Below are 15346 nucleotides of genomic sequence, written 5' to 3' on the forward strand. Positions count from 1 at the left end.
TCGCCGCTTTTACCGACACCTTTAAAACCGCTTTAATGCCCGTCGCGTGCGTTATTTTTAATCAGCCCATTTTCTGCATGATCGACAGCAGCTTTTTCGCGTAATGCGGATCGGTTGCATAACCGGCGCGCTGCATGCCGTTCGCAAAACCGTTCACGTCGCGCGACGAATTGATCACCTGCGCGTAACGCGGATTGCTCTTCAACATGCTCGCATAATCGGTCATCGCTTCCTGGTATGAGTCGTACGCGCGGAATTTCTCGACCGTGCGCTGCGGCTTGCCGTTCACGTACTCGGTCGTGACCGTCGACACGGTCTTGCCGGTCCAGTCGTTGCCCGCCTTGATGCCGAACACGTTGTGGCTCGTCGAGCCGTCGGCCTTCTTGATCTCGCTCTTGCCCCAGCCCGATTCGAGCGCGGCCTGACCGATGATGAAGCGCGCCGGAATGCCGGTCGCCGCGCTCGCGGCCTGCGCCGGCGTGGCGAGCTTGTCGACGAAGGCGTCGACCTTCGACGAGCTGCCGTCGCCGCGCACCGGTGGCGTCAGCGCGCTATTGGCCGAGTAGGCGCGGCCGAGCCCGAGCTGACCGTTGGCCTGGGCGTTGCCGTAGGCACGCGCGAGCGCGTTGAGCGCCGCGCTCTGGCCTTCATCGCCGCCGCTACCGCCGCCGAGCGCGTTGGCCATGCCGGCGAGACCACCCGCCGCGCCCGCGCCGTTCGCGCCACCCACCTGCATGCCCTGGTTGCGCATCAGTTGCTTGAGCATCGCGTCGGCGACGCCGATGCCCTTCTTCGACAGCTGCTGCGCCATCTGCTGATCCATCATCGACGTGAACGTCGCCGTGTCGTGCGAATCGAACGGACCGTCCTGCGGCGTTGCATCGCGCATGCTCTTCAACATCATCTGCGTGAACACGGCGTCGAACTGCTGCGCGGCCATCTTCATGCCGGCTTGCGGCGAGGCCTTCGCCTGCGCGCTGAGTGCGCCGAAGCCCTGCACGTCGAGCGCGAACCGGCTGGTCAGATCGTTGGCGGAGTTGACGCTATTGGTCGTATCGGAATTCATCTCGCGTGCTCCTTAGATGATTTCAAGGTCGGCGCGCAATGCGCCGGCTGCTTTCATGGCCTGCAGAATCGACATCAGATCCGCGGGCGTCGCGCCGAGCGCGTTGAGCGCCTTCACCACTTCGGCGAGGTTCGCACCGGCGTTCACGAGTTTCAGCGAGCCGTTGTCCTGCTTCATCTGGATCTGCGACTGCTGCGCGACCACCGTGCGGCCGTTCGAGAACGCGCCCGGCTGACTCACCACCGGCTGCGTATTGATCACGACCGACAGATTGCCGTGCGCGACCGCGCAGTTCTGCAGCGTGACCATCTGGTTCATCACGATCGAGCCGGTGCGGGCGTTCAGGATGACCTTCGCGGCGGCCTGCCCGGGCCGCACTTCGAGGTTCTGCAATTGCGCCATGAACGAGACCTGCTGCTGCGGATCGGCCGGCGCGCGCAGCTGGATCGTGCGGCCGTCGAGCGCGGTCGCAGTGCCGCTGCCGAACGCGTTGTCGATCGCCGCGACGACGCGCTGCGTGGTGTCGTAGTCCATGTCGTTCAGGTCGAGCTGCATGGTGCCCGCCTGCGACACCGCCGTCGGCACCGAGCGCTCGACGATCGCGCCGCTGGTGATGCGTCCCGCGGCGAGCTGGTTGACCTGCACCCTGCTGCCGTTCGCGCTCGCGCCCGCGCCGCCCACGGCGACGTTGCCCTGGCCGAGCGCATACACCTGGCCGTCGGCGCCCTTCAGCGGCGTGAGCAGCAGCGTGCCGCCGCGCAGGCTTTTCGCATTGCCGAGCGACGACACCGTGATGTCGATCGCTTCGCCCGGCCGCGCGAACGGCGGCAGCACCGCGGTCACCATCACCGCGGCGACGTTCTTCAACTGGATGTTCGACAGCGACGACTGCGAGTTGCTGGAGCCCGCCGCCTGGTTGTTGATCGAGATGCCGAGGTTCGCGAGCATGTTCGCGAGCGTCTGCGTCGTGAACGGTGTCTGCGTGGTCTGGTCGCCGGTGCCGTCGAGGCCGACCACGAGGCCGTAGCCGATCAGCGGGTTGTCGCGCACGCCCTGGATCTGCACGAGGTCCTTCAGGCGCTCCGCGTGCGCCGGCGTCACGGCCGGCAGCGCCGCGCAGGCGAGCGCGACGAACATCAGTGCGCGGCCCGCGCGCGACAGCGTGTTGAAGACGGTACCCATGATCACCACGGCGCCACGTTGAGGAAGAACCGCTGCAGCCAGCCCATGGTCTCCGCTTCGTTGATGTAACCCTTCGCGGAGTATTCGATTTTCGCGTCGGCGACCTGGGTTGAGTACACGGCGTTCAGACTCGAAATCGTGTTGGGATTCACGACACCGGAAAAGCGCACGAATTCATTGCCCTGATTGATCAGCATCTGTTTCTCACCGCTCACGATCAGGTTGCCGTTCGCCTGCACGCCGGTCACGGTCACGGTGATCGTGCCGTTGAACGTATTCGACGCGTTCGCGCCGCCGGTGCCGGCAAAGCCGTTGGCGCCGGTCGCGTTCAGGTTGGTCTTGGCGAACAGGCCGCCGAGAAAGCCCGCGGTCGGCACGCTGAAGTTCGTGCTGCCGTTGCGGCTCGCATTCGCGCCCGAGTTCTTCGTCGCGTTGATGTTCTCGGCGATCACGATCGTGATGATGTCGCCTACGTTGCGTGGCCGCTGGTCTTCGAACAGCGGCCGACCCGCGTAGCCCGGGTTGTAGATCGAGCCCGGCGCCTGCGCCTGCGGCGGCAGCGGCGGCACCGCGTTCATCGGCTGCTGGGTGATCGGTTCCCTCGGCAGTTGGGCGCAGCCGCCGAGCGCGGCGAGCAGCGTGAGCTGCACGAGCGCTTCGGCCGTGCGCGAATGAACCGGAGTGCGAGTGGAATGCGACATCATCGTTTACCGCCTTAAATTTCCAGTCCTCAAACCTGCATCTGGCTCAAGGTCTGCAGCATTTGGTCGGAGGTCGTCACGGCCTTGCTGTTGATTTCGTACGCGCGCTGCGTCTGGATCATGTTCACCAGTTCCTGCACGACGTTCACGTTCGACGCTTCCACGTAACCCTGGTTGAGCGTGCCCGCGCCGTTCAGACCCGGCTGCGACACGTTCGGCGCACCCGACGACGCCGTCTCCGAGAACAGGTTCTCGCCCTTGGCGTCGAGGCCGGCCGGGTTGATGAAGGTCGCGAGCTGCATCGTGCCGAGCTGCTGCGTATTGCTCGAGTTGGCCACGGTGATCGACACCGCGCCGTCGCTGCCGATCGTCAGCGAGGTGGCATTGGTCGGGATCGTGATCGCCGGAATCACCTGGTAGCCGCTCGACGTGACGAGCTGACCCTGCGCGTTGGTCTGGAACGAGCCGTCGCGCGTGTAGGCGGTCGTGCCGTCGGGCATCTGCACCTGAAAGAAGCCTCCGCCGTTGATCGCGACGTCCTTCGAGTTGCCGGTCTGCTGCAGGTTGCCCTGCGTGTACAGACGCTCGGTCGCGACCTGTTGCACGCCGGTGCCGAGCTGGATGCCGGACGGCAGTTCGGTTTGCTGCGTCGAGTTCGCGCCCGGCTGGCGGATGGTCTGGTACAGCAGATCCTCGAACACCGCGCGCGAGCCCTTGAAGCCGTTGGTGCTGACGTTCGCGAGGTTGTTCGAGATCACGTCCATCTGCGCCTGTTGCGCATTCATGCCGGTGGCGGCGATATACAGTGAGCGGTTCACTTATGGTTCTCCAATGTCGGGCGGAGTTGGCGCTTTAGCGCTTACTCCGGGCCCATGCAAAGCGGTCTCGGAGCGCGCCTCGTAGGGCGCCCCGCGGCAATCCGTTAGCTGAAGCTGAGCAGCTGGTTGGCGGACTGATCGTTCTTGTCGGCGTTTTCCAGCAACTGCGTCTGCATCTGGAACTGGCGCGCGTTGGTGATCATCGAGACCATCGCGCTGACCGGATTCACGTTGCTGCCTTCGAGCGACGCCGGCGCGACCGTCACGGTCGGATCGGCGTCGGCGGGATTGCCGTCGGCGGTGCGAAACAGACCGTCATCGCCGCGCGTGAGCGACTGCGGATCGGGATTGACCAGCTTCAGCTGATCGACGGTGACCACAGCGGTGGGCGGATCGCCCGGCGTCAATGCCGACACCGTGCCGTCCTTGCCGATCGTGATCTGCGCGCCCGGCGGCACCGATACCGGCCCGCCGTTGCCGAGCACGACCTGATTGGTCGCGTTCACGAGCTGGCCGTTTTCGTCGATGTGCAGATTGCCCGCGCGCGTGTAGGCCTCGTTGCCGTCGGCGGTCTGCACCGACAGCCAGCCCGGCCCCTGAATCGCGACGTCGAGCGGATTGCCCGTCTGCTGGATCGGCCCCGGCGTGTAGTCGGCGCCCGGTGTCGACGACAGCACGAAGGTACGGGTCGTGTCGTCGTTGATCGCGCTGCCGTCGCCGAACGACATCGGCACGGCGCGGTAGGTTTCGAGCTGCGCGCGAAAGCCCGTGGTCGACGCGTTCGCGAGGTTGTTCGCGACGATCGCCTGCTGTTCGAGCGCCTGCGCGCTCCCCGACATCGCGGTGTAGATCAGCCGATCCATGAAGAACTCCTGTTCGCTTACAGGTTGATCAGGGTCTGGTCGACGGCCTGCTGAGTCTTGATCGTCTGCGCGTTCGCCTGATAGTTGCGTTGCGCGGTGATCAGGTTGACCAGCTCGTTCGTCAGATCGACGTTCGAGTTCTCGACCGCGCCGCCTTGCAGCACGCCGTGATTGGTCGATCCCGGCGTCGAGATCTGCGCGACGCCCGAGGCAGCCGTCTGGCCGTACTCGTTGTTGCCGAGGTCGACGAGGCCGTTCTGGTTCGAGAAGTTCGCGAGCACGATCTGGCCGAGCGCCGCGGTCTGGCCGTTCGAGTAGTTGCCGGTCAGCGTGCCGTCGGAGCCGACCGTGAAGCCGGTGAGCTGGCCGGCCGCGAAGCCGTCGGTCTGCAGGCTGTTCACGCCGTCCTTGCCGCCGTACTGCGTCGTCGTGCCGATGTTCAGCGTGAGGTTCTGCGGCGTCGACGAACCATCGGCGGTCGGGATCGAGAAAGTGAAGCCGCCGAGCGTAGCGGTGGCAACGTACGTCGCGGGCGTGGTGGCCGGAACGGCAGGCTGGGTCGTGCTGACCAGCTTGCCCGACGAATTGAAGGTCGCCTGGCCGACCAGCGACGCCGTGCCGGTCGAGGTGCCCGCATAGACGTTCCACGTGCCGGCACCGGTCTTGGCGAAATACATGTTGACCGTCTGCGAGCCGCCGAGCGAATCGTAGGCCGTCGTGCTGGTCGAGTAGTTGTAGGTCGTCGAGTCGTTCTGGTTGAACGCAGTCGGCGTTGGCGCAACGGTGTAGGCGGTGGTAGCCGACGGTGTGCCGGTGAACGTCACGCTCTGGCCATTGCCGAGCGTGATCGCCGTGCCGGCCGTGTAGGTGCCGGAAACCGGCGCGGTGTTAGCCGTCGTGTCGGTAACCGTGTAACCACCGGCGCCGTCGAAGGTGATCGAGTAGGTGTCGTTGTTAGTGTTCGCGGTCGCGTCGGTGATCGTCGCGCCGGTCGTTGTCAGCGCCGTGCCGCCGGTGTTAGTCACCGTCGGCGCGCTCAGCATGATGTTGTCCTGCGCGTTCAGGTTCAGGCCCGCGGTGATCGAGGTGGTCGCCTGCGGCGCGATGTTCGCGGTCGGCACCTGCAGCGGCACGGTCTGCGCGGTGTTGATGATGCCCGAGCTATTGGCCGCGTAGCCCATCAGATCGAGGCCCTGCGCGTTCGTGATGAAGCCGTTCTTGTCGAGCTGAAACACGCCGTTGCGCGAATAGGTCAGCGTGCCGTTGTTCGACATCTGGAAGAAGCCGTTGCCGTTGATCGCGACGTTCAGTGCCTGGTTCGTCGTGGTGAGCGTGCCTTGCGAGAACTGCTGCTGCACTTCGGACAGTTGCGTGCCGATCCCGATCTGCTGGCTCGTCGCGGTGGCGATCGAGTTCGCGTACATATCGGCGAATTCGGCGGTGCCGCTCTTGAAGCCGACCGTGTTGGCGTTGGCGATGTTGTTGCCGATCACGTCGAGATCGCTCGACGACGCCGACAGACCGCTCAAACCTTGTTGGTAACCCATGACGTGCTCCGTGTCTGGAAAGTCGTAACTGAATTGATCTGAATCAGAGGATCGCTGCGACGCCGGTCAGGTCGACCGTCGAGCCGTTCGACAGCACGAGGCCCGGCGTGCCGCTGCTCTGCTGGACGACGCTTTCCACCGTCGCGCCGGTGAGCGTGGTAGCCGTCGCCTGCTGGCCGTTGATCGTGCCTGTCGCGGTGATCGTGTAGGTGCCGTCGGCGAGCGTGTTGCCCGCCGAATCGGTCGGCGTCCAGCCAACCGGAATCGTGCCGGCCGACTGCTTGCCGAGATCGAGCGTGTTGACGATCGTGCCGGCCGAGTTCTTCACGACGATCTGCAGGTCGCTGACGGAGTTCGCGAGCGTGACGCCGAACTCGTTCGTCTGGCCGCTCGCCACGGTGATCGAGTTGCCCGGTGCGAGCACGGTCGAACCGATCAGCAACGCGGCCTGCGATTGCTGGCCCGCCGACAGCTGCGTCGACAGCGAGGAGAGCGACGTATTGAGCTGGCTGATGCCCTGCACCGTGCTGATCTCGGCGAGCTGCGAGGTCATCTGCGAGCTGTCCATCGGATTGGTCGGGTCCTGGTTCTGCATTTGCGCGACGAGCAGCTGCAGAAAGGTGTTCTGCAGGTCCGCCGCCGACGTGCCCGACGTGCTGCTCGACGTGCTGCTCGTCGAGCTGGTCGCGCTCGAGCTGCTGCTCGTGCCGTTCATCGTGTCGAGCAGCGTCTGCGAAACGGTCGTGCCGCTGCCGCCGATCGTGGTGTTGGTGGTCAAGGCTCTCTCCTCAGGTTCCGATCGTGAGCGTTTTCAGCATCAGGGTTTTGGCGGTGTTCAGTGTTTCGACGTTGGCCTGGTACGAGCGCGAGGCCGAGATCATGTTGACCATCTCCTGCACCGGGTCGACGTTGGGCAGCGTCACGTAGCCGTTCGCGTCGGCGGCCGGATTGCCGGGCTCGTACGCGGTCTTCATCGGCGACGGATCGTCGACCACGCCCGTCACCTGCACGCCGCCGACCTGCTGGCCGGAGCGTGTGCGCGCGCCGCCGAGCGGGCTCACCGCGAACACGACCTGCTTGGCCTTGTACGGCTGACCGTCGGGGCCCGTCGTGCTGTCCGCGTTGGCCAGGTTCGACGCCGTCACGTTGAGCCGCTCCGACTGCGCCGACATCGCGGAACCCGCGACACCAAAAATGTTCATCAGGGATGGCATGTTTCCTGACCTCTCCTGCCGGTTCGCACCGGCTTTACGTTAAGTCCCGTAGCGTTTCTGTTCGTGCGCGCATGCTGCCTGTGTTCAGCAGCTATGCGCCCTGCCTGGGTGTCGTGCTCGTGCCCGGCTTACGACGAGCCCGACGTGATCGCCGACAGCATCGTCTTGATCTGGTTCGACACGACCGTCATACCCGACTCGAAGTGCACCGTGTTGTCGGCGAACTGCACGCGCTCGGTGTCGACGTCGACCGTGTTGCCGTCGAGCGCCGGCTGCAGCGGAATCCGGTATTGCAGGTTGCCGTAATCGTCGGGGCTGCCGCCCGTCGCCGTCAGCGTTGCCTTACCGCTCATGTGGCCGGCCTCGGTCGTGTTCATCGACATGCCGCTCGTCACGCCCGCGGGTTGCGTCATCGCGAGCGTCGAGCTGTTCGATGCGCCTTGGCCGGCGGTGCTGCCGCCCGTCTTCTTCAGCGCGCCGGCGAGCGACGACGCGAAGTCGATATCGCGCGCCTTGTAGCCGGGCGTGTCGGCGTTCGCGATATTCGACGACAGCAGTTCCTGCCGGTATGCGCGCACATCCATCGCCTGCCGGCCGAATGCGAATTCGGCATCGAGCTTGTCCAGCATCGGAATCTCCCGAGAACGTTTCCAAGGCCGTCCCGTGTGCGCATCGTGAGAGACACGCGGCGGGCGCGAAGGCCTTTTTGCATGTGATGCATCTTATGGGCCGCGCGCAAGCGGCAATCGGACGAATAACCGGGAAAGGGGGCTTCTATTCAACGTTTGCGCGAAAGCGGCGCTCACTAGAATGCAAGGCGTACCGATGCATTCGATGGAGACCCGCGATGGACCAGCCCACCAACACCTTGCCGCAGCCGGCGAGCGGCACGACGATGCGTCGCGTGGGGGGTGGCCGGGTCGATGAACGGGGCGATGGTTCGGAGGGCGCGCTCGCCCAGCCGGTGCCGCGCTCTTTCTCGCGTTGCCTTGCGCATTGCCTGACGCGGGCGGCCGTCAACGTCGCGGTATGGGTTGCGGGCGGCATCGTGTTGCTGCCGGCCACGACCCAGGCGCAGGATGCGGGCGGCCCGATCGTGATTGCCGGGCCCGCCGAGAAAAATCCCGCCGCGCTGAACGATCTCGCGCAACGGATTCAGACGCCGGCGCAGCGCAGCGCGTCGGCGGCGCCGCTCGCGGCGGCGACCGCACAGTCGCTCGGCCGCGCGAGCGGGTCGCGCGACACCGATACGTTCGGGCGTGCCGCGAGCGCAAGCGGCGCGATCGTCATTCCGGGCGCGGGCGAGCCCGCTGCCGCCGCGCCGGCCATCATCCGCACCAACTTCAAACCGGACGCCAACGGCGTCGTGACGATTCCGCCGGCGGCCAGCACTGGGGCGTCGGGCGTCGCGCGCGTCAATGTCGAAGCGGGCCCGGCCGCCAGCGTCGCGAATCAGCGCGTGGTCGCGGCCAGTGCGCCGCAAGGCGACGGTTTCGACAGTCTCGCCGCGCGCGGCGAGCCGCCCGAGTTCGGCGCGAATGGCAAGCCGATCGCGGCCGCTGCGGCGCAGCCGGCGCATCCCGGGATCGCGAGAACACCCGCGACGTCGCCTGGCTCGCGCCAAGCGGCGGCCGTCATTGCACAGAGAACGCCGCAGACCGCTACCGCCGCGACGGCTGCGCAAGCCGCGCCGCTGCCTGGCCAGCAGGACCCGGAAGCGATTCACGCAAGCGCGCTCGCGTTCCTGCAACAGCAGGCCGTCGGCCTGCCCGGCAAGGCCGACATCACTGTCGCGTCCGCGTTTCCGCGCGGCCTCGCCGCGTGCACGTCGCTCGAACCGTTCATGCCGACCGGCGCGCGCCTGTGGGGCCGGCTGACGGTCGGCGTGCGCTGCGCGGGCGAGCGGCCGTGGACCATCTATCTGCAGGCGCGCATCTCGCTGCATGCGACCTACTACCTCGCCGCCCGCGCGATGGCGCCGGGCGAAGTGCTCACGGCCGCCGACCTCGTCGCGCGCGAAGGCGACCTGACCGGCCTGCCGCAGGCGATCGTCACCGACCCGTCGCAGGCGGTCGGCTCGGTCTCGCTCGTGCGGATCGCGGGCGGCATGCCGCTGCGCCGCGACATGCTCAAGAGCGCGTCGGCGGTGGTGTTCGGCCAGACCGTGCGGGTCATCGCGGCCGGCGACGGTTTCTCGATCTCGTCCGAGGGCAGCGCGATGAACAACGCGTCGCCGGGCCAGCAGGTGCGCGTGAAGACCGCCAACGGCCAGATCATCTCCGGCATCGTCAGGGACGGCGGCACGGTGGAGATCCAGATGTGAGCGGGCTGGCGGCAACGAGCACCGTCGAAACGGTCGGCGCCCCGGTGGCCAGGGCAGACGGACGGGGATTGAAAGGGGTAGATGGCCACCTGGCGGCGAGCCGGGTGTCGAGCGATTGCGCTAAAGTTTTGATCAGCGGTTGCCGTTATCAGGATCAAATCGTTAGGGAAGCCAATCGTGAAAGTCGATCCCACCACCTCTTCAAATCTGCCGTCGTTGAAAGACGCTTTGTCCCGTTCGCAGCAGAGCGACGAAGCCACGCCGGCAGCCAGCACCACCCAGGGCGCGACGAGCACGGCCGCGCCGGCCGCGAGCAGCGCGTCGGGCGAAACGAGCGTGAGCCTGTCGGGTCTGTCGCAGCATCTGCGCAGCCTCGCGGCCTCCGGCTCGGCCGACATCGACACCGCGCACGTCGAGTCGATCAAACAGGCGATCAAGGACGGCAAGCTGCAGATCGACTCCGGCAAGATCGCCGACGGCGTGCTGCAGACGGCGCGCGACCTGTTGCAGAACAAAACCTCGTCGACCGGCAACTGATCGGCATTTCGCCGCGCGGTCATCTGCCGGGCGGCGTCCGACCAACCCGGTTCGCGCGCCGTTCGCGAGCCAGTGTGCGTAGCGAGTTGTTGATATGAAAGAAGCCCTCGTTGCTACCCTGATCGAAGAATATTCGACCGTCGAGGCATTCGCCTCGATCCTCACTCTCGAAACCAAAGCGCTGACGGCGGTCTCGCCGCTGGAGCAGTTGCCGGCGATCGTCGAGAAAAAAACCGAGCTGATCGGCGTGCTCGCGAGGCTCGAAGCCGCGCGCGACTCGCATCTGGCCGAACTCGGCTTTCCGACCGGCTGGTCCGGCATGGAGCTCGCGGCCAGCACCGACGCGCGCGTCGCGACGCAATGGAAGCTGCTGCAGAAAGCCGCGGATCGCGCGCGGCGCGTCAACACCAACAACGGCGAGCTGATCCGCGTGCGGATGGACTACAACGAGCGCGCGCTAAAGGCGCTGCAAGTCAACGTGCCGCGCAAGACGAATCTGTACGGGCCGGATGGACGAGTTCCGGTTTATTCGGGACTTTGATCGGCCCGCCTGTCCGGCCTGCAATCGAGCAATACACGAAATGAATGAAAAAGCCCGTCATTGACGGGCTTTTTCGTTTTCCGCCGCCGCTTTTCCACCCACTTCCCTGTCCGTTCCGCGCTGCGTTAGCCGTTCGGCTAGCTGGCGCTAGTCCACCTCGTCACGTTGAAATGGTGACTCCGTTCGAGCTTTCGCCAACGCCGCGGCTTCGACGCGGCCGCAATTCGACGGGCGGAAGCTTGTTTGCTCGTTAGTTTGTGTAGGCGTGTGTATAATGGAGGGTATGATGTATGAACAGTGCCGAGGTCGTCAAATTGATTCAAGCGAATGGCTGGCAGCTCGTCCGCATAGCGGGCAGTCACCATCATTTCAGGCACGCGGGAAAACGGGGGCTCGTGACCGTCCCGCATCCGAAAAAAGATTTGCCGGCCGGCACCCTGAACAGCATTCTGAAACAGGCGGGGCTCAAATGAAGCATCTGATCTTTCCGATCGCCATCGAACCCGGAGACAACACGCACGCGTTCGGCGTCGTGGTGCCCGATATTCCAGGCTGCTACTCCGCGGGCGACACGCTCGAACAAGCGTATGTGAACGCGAAAGAGGCAATCGAATCGCATCTCGAAACCTTGCTCGACGAAGGGCTGCCGCTGCCCGAGCCTCTCACGCTAGGCGAGCATTGGCGCAATCCCGAGTTCGCGGGGTTCACATGGGGATTCGTGACGACGCGCAATATTCCGGCGTTGAAGAAGGCCGTTCGCATCAACATCTCGCTGCCCGAGGTGCTGGTGCAGGAGATCGACGCGTATGCGCAGGCGCGCGGTATGTCGCGCTCGGCGTTTCTCGCGCTCGCCGCCGAGCATGAGATGGCGAACGCCTGAGCAACGGCAGGCGGCACAGGCGCGCATCGGCATCGGCGCACCGCCGCATCTGCAGGCGGCGTTTGAAAAACGGCGTGCGGCGCCGCGGTGGCGTCAGTTCGCTTCGGCGTTCGCCCAGGCCATTTCGCGCAGTCGGGCGCGCAGGCGTGCCACGGCCTGGCTATGCAACTGGCACACGCGCGATTCGCTGACTTCCATCACCGCGCCGATCTCGCGCAGATTCATGCCGCGCTCGTAGTACAGCGACATCAGCAGCTTCTCGCGCTCCGGCAAGCGGTCGATCGCTTCGATGAGCGCCGAGCGCAGGCTGTCGTCGAGCAGCGCCGAGAGCGGATCGGAATGATCGACGCAGTAGCGGTCCAGAAAAGGTTCGTCGTCGGCGGAGCGGTCGAAGTCTTCGTAGTAGATCAGCTGGCTGCCATGCAGGTCCTGCAGCATCGACTGATATTCGTCGAGCGGCATTTGCATGTGCTCGGCGACCTCCGCCTCGCTCGCCGAGCGGCCGAGGTTCTGCTCCACCTTGTGCACCGCGGATTCCACTTCGCGCGACGTGCGGCGCAGGCTGCGCGGCAGCCAGTCGTTGCTGCGCAACTCGTCGAGCATCGCGCCGCGAATCCGCTGGCTGGCATAGGTCTCGAACTGCGCGCCCTGGTCTTCCTTGTAGCGGCCGGCGGCATCCAGCAAACCGATCATGCCGGCCTGGATCAGGTCGTCGAGATCGACGCTCGCCGGCATTTTCGCGACAAGCTGCAAGCCGAGTCGACGCACGAGCGGTGCGTACTTCGTCAAAACTTCGGCCTGAGAAATCTTTCCCTGAGCGTTGTACATCGTGCTCCCCTTGTCCTTCGTGCACGCCTTTCAAGCGTGATGCGCGGACGGTTGGTCGGCGTGGTGCGCCGCTGTAACTGTCGCAGGCGCCCGCCAGGGCGTTTGCGACGACATCGCTGGCCGCATCGGCCAGTACTGCAATTCGGCGGCGAGATGGCGGAAGTCGCGCGCGGCCGGTGTCGACGGAAACGCGTCGACCACGCAGCGCGACAGCTCGAGTGCCCGGGCGATGCGCACGTCGGCCGCAATGCAGCCGGCGTTTTCCAACGCGACGGTCAGGTAACGGCCGGCCACGCCGGCGAGATTCGCGAACGCGGCTTGCGCGTCGTCGGCGCTTTGCACGTGATTCGCGAGCACGCGCAACTGCGCGATCGCGTGCGCGTAATGCAAACGCTTGATGCACGCATAGGCCTCGGTGATCGCCTCGCCCGACATGCGCGCGACGATCATCACGTCATGCGCCTGCTTGGCGAGCGGCGACAGATGCCCTTCGTCGTCGAGTTGCGCGTCGATCAGCACGATATCGGCCGAGCCGCCGAGCAGCACACCGAGTTCGGCCTCCGTATGCCCCTCGCGGTTGTTGCGCGAGGCGGACAGCACCGAAAAACCGAGCGCGTGACGCGCGGCGGCGAAATCGACCGGGCTCTCGCCGCGCATCACCGCCGCGAAGTTGCCCGCGCCGCGCAAGCCGCCAAGCATCGCGCTCACCGACTTCTCACCGACGCATTCGTCGATCACCAGCACGTCCTTGCCCTGCTGTGCGAGCGCCGCGGCGAGGTTGACCGCCACGGTCGTATTACCGACGCCCGACGACGCACCCGCCAACGCGATCACGCGCGCGCCGCCGCGCCCGAGCAGCCGCCGCAACCCTTCGGCTTGATCCGAAACGAACTTATCCAAAGCGAACCTCGTGCAGCTCGGCCGTCGAACGTGCGGACAGCGAGGACAGCAAAGCGGGGATGTCGTCGTCGTGCGGCACGAACGGCGAGCTGTCGCGCGGAATGCAGAAGGTGCTCTTGATCAGGAATTTCTTGGTCGCGACGTAAAGGTTCTCCGGCACCTTCTGTCCGGTCGATACGTAATGCACCGGCAGCTTGTAGCGGATCACCGTATCGAGCACGCCGCCGAGGTTGGTCGCTTCGTCGAGCTTGGTCAGAATGCAGCCGGCGAGCGGCTGCTGGTCCGGCGCGCGCTGATACGCCTGCACGACTTCGTTCAACGTGTCGCCGTGGCTCGTTGCGTTGAGCAGCAACAGACGCTGCACCGGCTGGCCGGCGCGGCTTAGCATCGCGATCTGGTCGGACACGAGCCGGTCGCGCTGGCTCATACCGATCGTATCGATCAGCACGATGTGTTTGTTGCGCAACTCCGAGAGCGCGAGCTGCAGATCGGCGCTGTCCTTCACCGCATGCACCGAAACGCCGAGAATCTTGCCGAAGATGCGCAGCTGTTCATGACCGCCGATGCGGTAGCTGTCGGTCGTCAGCAGCGCCACCTTGCTCGCGCCGAAGCGCATCACGCAGCGCGCTGCGAGCTTCGCGGTGGTCGTCGTCTTGCCGACGCCGGTCGGCCCCATCAGCGCGAACACGCCGCCGCGCTCCATCAGCGCGTCTTCGTCCTCCATCACCGGCAGGTTCGACTCGAGCACCGAGCGCACCCAGTCCATGCCGCCATCCATCGTGTCGACATCTTCGGGCAGGTTGTCGACCAGCATCTGCACGAGCTGCGCGGAAAAGCCGGCGGCGAACAGGTGCTTGGTGAGCGCGGCGCGTGCGGGACTGCGGCGCTGTCGATCGCCCCACAGCAGACCCGCGAAGTGCTCTTCCATCATGTCGCGCATCGACGACAGCTCGTTCATCACGGTGTCCTTGACGACCTGCTCCATGCGCCCCTTGATCGCTTCGGCGACGGCGGACGGCGTGCGGCTTTCGTCAGTAGCGGACGGCACGGGCGCGATCTTCTGAGCGGCGCGGCGCGCAGCGGCTTCGGCGGCTTCGCGCGCCCAGTCGGGCGTGTCGATCACCGGCGGCACGGCGGCCGGCCGCGCGTCGACCGCGCTGCCGAGGCCTTTGGCGGTCGCGACGGCGGGCGTCATCGCGGCGGGACGCGCGCTGTATTGGCCGCTCTGTTGCTGCTGCTCGGCCGCGAGGCGGCGCGCGTGATCGATGAGCCACGGATTCGACTCGGCCATCGTGCGCGGCGCGGCGGCTTCGCTCGATGGGATTGCCGGCGGTACCGGCACGCCGGCAGCTTTCAGCAAATCCGCGCGGATGTCTTTCGACAGGCGCGCGGCCGCGGCGCGGGCGCTCGCGCCGGAAGGCGCGGCGGCAGCGGCGGGCGTGGCCGGTGCGTTGAACGATGTGGCCGCGCTGGACGCCGACTGGCTTGCGGCGGGCGCTGCTTGATTCGCGGACATGCTGAGCGCCTTGCTGAGCGCCGAATTGAGCGCCGTCCTGTTCACCGAGCCGGCCATGAAATCCGCAGCCGCATTCGCCGGCTCGATCGCCGGCGTCGCTTCACCACCCGCTTCCGGGCTCGCGCCGAACACCGACGAAAACACGTCCGGCATTGCGCTCGCGTATGGATTCGTCGGCGCCGCGAACAAGCCGCGCGGGGCCAGCGTCGATGCCGCACCTGAGCCCGTGCCGAGCGCCGCGGCCTGCGCGCCTTCGCGCGCTTTCGGCGTGATCGCGGCGAGATCGCTATCGGCGAGCGCGACGATTTCGACGCTGCCGTCGTCCATCGTGCGATTCGACAGCACGACCGCATCGGGGCCAAGTGCTTCGCGAACGAGACGCAACGCATCGCGACTGGTAGCACCGACAAATTTACGAATGTTCAAGCTG

At 65.9% G+C, this 15346-nt stretch carries 17 protein-coding genes; 5 read left to right on the forward strand and 12 right to left on the reverse strand.

Annotated elements, in window-relative coordinates:
* Window positions 1–61: 61 nt before the first annotated feature.
* The 9 genes from flgJ to flgB form a co-directional block, all read right to left on the reverse strand.
* Window positions 62–1066: a flagellar assembly peptidoglycan hydrolase FlgJ gene (flgJ, locus tag OKW40_RS15820; RefSeq protein WP_184065931.1), complete on the reverse strand. Its 1005-nt coding sequence runs from the start codon at window positions 1064–1066 to the stop codon at window positions 62–64.
* Window positions 1067–1078: 12 nt separating this feature from the next.
* A complete protein-coding gene (locus tag OKW40_RS15825; protein ID WP_311548380.1) occupies window positions 1079–2248 on the reverse strand; it encodes a flagellar basal body P-ring protein FlgI in 1170 nt (389 codons plus the stop codon).
* 2 nt (window positions 2249–2250) lie between these two features.
* Window positions 2251–2949, reverse strand: a complete 699-nt coding sequence (flgH, locus tag OKW40_RS15830) for a flagellar basal body L-ring protein FlgH (RefSeq protein WP_184066049.1) — start codon at window positions 2947–2949, stop codon at window positions 2251–2253.
* Window positions 2950–2978: 29 nt separating this feature from the next.
* Complete coding sequence (gene flgG / locus OKW40_RS15835) at window positions 2979–3767, reverse strand: flagellar basal-body rod protein FlgG (protein WP_187612742.1); 789 nt, start codon at window positions 3765–3767, stop codon at window positions 2979–2981.
* Between the two features lie 104 nt (window positions 3768–3871).
* Window positions 3872–4630, reverse strand: a complete 759-nt coding sequence (flgF, locus tag OKW40_RS15840; RefSeq protein WP_184065937.1) for a flagellar basal-body rod protein FlgF — start codon at window positions 4628–4630, stop codon at window positions 3872–3874.
* A gap of 17 nt (window positions 4631–4647) precedes the next feature.
* Window positions 4648–6177 (reverse strand): flagellar hook-basal body complex protein, encoded by a 1530-nt coding sequence (locus OKW40_RS15845; RefSeq protein ID WP_429490436.1) that lies wholly within the window; start codon window positions 6175–6177, stop codon window positions 4648–4650.
* A gap of 43 nt (window positions 6178–6220) precedes the next feature.
* A complete protein-coding gene (locus tag OKW40_RS15850) occupies window positions 6221–6955 on the reverse strand; it encodes a flagellar hook assembly protein FlgD (protein WP_429490438.1) in 735 nt (244 codons plus the stop codon).
* Window positions 6956–6965: 10 nt separating this feature from the next.
* Entirely contained in the window at window positions 6966–7391 is a 426-nt protein-coding gene (gene flgC, locus OKW40_RS15855) for a flagellar basal body rod protein FlgC (RefSeq protein WP_026225509.1), read from the reverse strand.
* Window positions 7392–7519: 128 nt separating this feature from the next.
* The gene (gene flgB, locus OKW40_RS15860) at window positions 7520–8020 is read right to left on the reverse strand and encodes a flagellar basal body rod protein FlgB (RefSeq protein WP_090802505.1); all 501 of its coding nucleotides are present in this window, start codon (window positions 8018–8020) and stop codon (window positions 7520–7522) included.
* 218 nt (window positions 8021–8238) lie between these two features.
* Between flgB and flgA the strand changes: the two genes are divergently transcribed.
* The 5 genes from flgA to OKW40_RS15885 all read left to right on the forward strand — a co-directional run bounded on the left by flgA (window position 8239) and on the right by OKW40_RS15885 (window position 11672).
* The gene (gene flgA / locus OKW40_RS15865; protein WP_429490440.1) at window positions 8239–9714 is read left to right on the forward strand and encodes a flagellar basal body P-ring formation chaperone FlgA; all 1476 of its coding nucleotides are present in this window, start codon (window positions 8239–8241) and stop codon (window positions 9712–9714) included.
* Window positions 9715–9891: 177 nt separating this feature from the next.
* Complete coding sequence (gene flgM, locus OKW40_RS15870) at window positions 9892–10251, forward strand: flagellar biosynthesis anti-sigma factor FlgM (protein ID WP_090802502.1); 360 nt, start codon at window positions 9892–9894, stop codon at window positions 10249–10251.
* A 94-nt stretch (window positions 10252–10345) separates the two neighbouring features.
* On the forward strand, window positions 10346–10792 hold the full coding sequence (locus OKW40_RS15875; protein ID WP_429356308.1) for a flagella synthesis protein FlgN: 447 nt from the start codon (window positions 10346–10348) through the stop codon (window positions 10790–10792).
* 290 nt (window positions 10793–11082) lie between these two features.
* Window positions 11083–11265: a type II toxin-antitoxin system HicA family toxin gene (locus OKW40_RS15880; protein ID WP_013090886.1), complete on the forward strand. Its 183-nt coding sequence runs from the start codon at window positions 11083–11085 to the stop codon at window positions 11263–11265.
* Entirely contained in the window at window positions 11262–11672 is a 411-nt protein-coding gene (locus OKW40_RS15885; protein ID WP_429490442.1) for a type II toxin-antitoxin system HicB family antitoxin, read from the forward strand. The genes OKW40_RS15880 and OKW40_RS15885 overlap by 4 nt, the downstream gene beginning before the upstream one ends.
* A gap of 93 nt (window positions 11673–11765) precedes the next feature.
* On the opposite strand, the gene OKW40_RS15890 is transcribed toward OKW40_RS15885, so the two are convergent.
* From OKW40_RS15890 to flhF, 3 genes are read right to left on the reverse strand one after another with little or no spacing between them, the layout of a single operon-like run.
* Complete coding sequence (locus OKW40_RS15890; protein WP_429490444.1) at window positions 11766–12500, reverse strand: RNA polymerase sigma factor FliA; 735 nt, start codon at window positions 12498–12500, stop codon at window positions 11766–11768.
* A gap of 30 nt (window positions 12501–12530) precedes the next feature.
* The gene (locus tag OKW40_RS15895) at window positions 12531–13400 is read right to left on the reverse strand and encodes a MinD/ParA family ATP-binding protein (protein WP_187613876.1); all 870 of its coding nucleotides are present in this window, start codon (window positions 13398–13400) and stop codon (window positions 12531–12533) included.
* Window positions 13393–15342 carry a flagellar biosynthesis protein FlhF gene (gene flhF, locus OKW40_RS15900; RefSeq protein ID WP_429490446.1) on the reverse strand — a complete coding sequence of 650 codons (1950 nt, stop codon included), beginning with the start codon at window positions 15340–15342 and terminating at the stop codon, window positions 13393–13395. Before flhF ends, OKW40_RS15895 begins: the two co-directional genes overlap by 8 nt.
* Window positions 15343–15346: the final 4 nt, after the last annotated feature.

The sequence above is a fragment of the Paraburkholderia sp. RAU6.4a genome (assembly GCF_050435625.1).
GTDB classification, from domain to species: domain Bacteria; phylum Pseudomonadota; class Gammaproteobacteria; order Burkholderiales; family Burkholderiaceae; genus Paraburkholderia; species Paraburkholderia tuberum.